Source organism: Leptospira hartskeerlii, from assembly GCF_002811475.1.
Classification (GTDB): domain Bacteria; phylum Spirochaetota; class Leptospiria; order Leptospirales; family Leptospiraceae; genus Leptospira_B; species Leptospira_B hartskeerlii.
Genome location: NZ_NPDL01000025.1, coordinates 1 through 1,075, shown reverse-complemented (window position 1 = coordinate 1,075; position 1,075 = coordinate 1). Strand labels below are relative to the sequence as shown.

At 39.6% G+C, this 1,075-nt stretch carries 2 protein-coding genes; both read left to right on the top strand.

Annotated features, from left to right (window positions below; translation table 11 throughout):
* Positions 1-316 precede the first annotated feature (316 nt).
* The gene (locus CH352_RS18925) at positions 317-565 is read left to right on the top strand and encodes an AbrB/MazE/SpoVT family DNA-binding domain-containing protein (protein ID WP_100708321.1); all 249 of its coding nucleotides are present in this window, start codon (positions 317-319) and stop codon (positions 563-565) included.
* Positions 559-882 carry a type II toxin-antitoxin system PemK/MazF family toxin gene (locus CH352_RS18920; RefSeq protein ID WP_100708320.1) on the top strand — a complete coding sequence of 108 codons (324 nt, stop codon included), beginning with the start codon at positions 559-561 and terminating at the stop codon, positions 880-882. Before CH352_RS18925 ends, CH352_RS18920 begins: the two co-directional genes overlap by 7 nt.
* Positions 883-1,075 lie beyond the last annotated feature (193 nt).

Genomic DNA, 1,075 nt, shown 5'->3' with positions numbered 1-1,075 from the left:
TTTACGAAAGACTATGATGAAGTAGTTTAACAATGACCTTACTTCGTCTAACTATCGGCTTGGCGTTGCGCTTCGGGTCGCTTACACGCCCTCGCTCCAGGCTTCGCCACATTTCGCTTTGTCACTTCGTCTTGCAGAGGCAAGCCTCGCGCCAAGTGCTTACGCACTCGCGAAACGTCGCCAAGCCTTGGTCGTTAGACGTCAGTTTTTAAATGATCTTCTTTTAACTAAAAATTTAAAAACACGGGGGTTTTAATAGTCTCTATAAAATTGAATTTTGTTTGACAGAATTATTTGTAATTACATAGTAATTACCATGAGAGCTTCCGTAGTCAAAATAGGCAATTCGAAAGGTATAAGAATCCCTAAAGCGGTCTTGGAAGAATGCCATATTGAGGAAGAAGTAGACTTACTTATAGATAAGAATAAGATCATTATAGTTCCTCTAAAAGCCAAGCCTAGAGATGGTTGGGAAAAACAGTTTAAAGCAATGTCTGAAAGAAAAGAAGACAAATTGCTTATTCCAGATTCTATAGATCTTTCCACTAAGGATTGGGAATGGTAGTTTCTCAATACGAAGTATTTTTGATTAACTTAGATCCAACTATCGGACACGAAATCAAAAAATCAAGACCATGCGTTATAATCTCACCTAATGAGATGAATAAATTTATTAGTACGGTCATTATTGCACCGATGACTACTAAATCGCATTCCTATCCGACAAGAGTAGAGTTAACATTTCAAAGTAAGAAGGGTTGGATAGTTTTAGATCAAATTCGAACAGTCGATAAGATTCGTTTGATTAAGAAGCTTGGTAAGATTGAGTCAAAGACTATAACCAAGGTTAAGCAAGTTATTCAAGAAATGTTAGTAGATTAAAGCTTTCTCAGAAAGTTAAAAACCGACGTCTAACTATCGCCTCAGCCGCTACGCTTCGAGCTGCTTCGCACTCTCGCTTCGGCCTCCGGCACATTTGCTTCTGTCACTTCGTTTGCATAAGCAAACTCGTGCCATCGCAAACGTCGGCTAGGCTTGGTCGTTAAGCGAACATGCCGGAACCAACGCTGTGAAT

What these genes read in the sequence shown, in the direction of transcription:
- CH352_RS18925 (WP_100708321.1), top strand. Translation starts at nt 317, where the DNA reads ATGAGAGCTTCCGTAGTCAAAATAGGCAATTCGAAAGGTATAAGAATC.
- CH352_RS18920 (WP_100708320.1), top strand. Translation starts at nt 559, where the DNA reads ATGGTAGTTTCTCAATACGAAGTATTTTTGATTAACTTAGATCCAACT.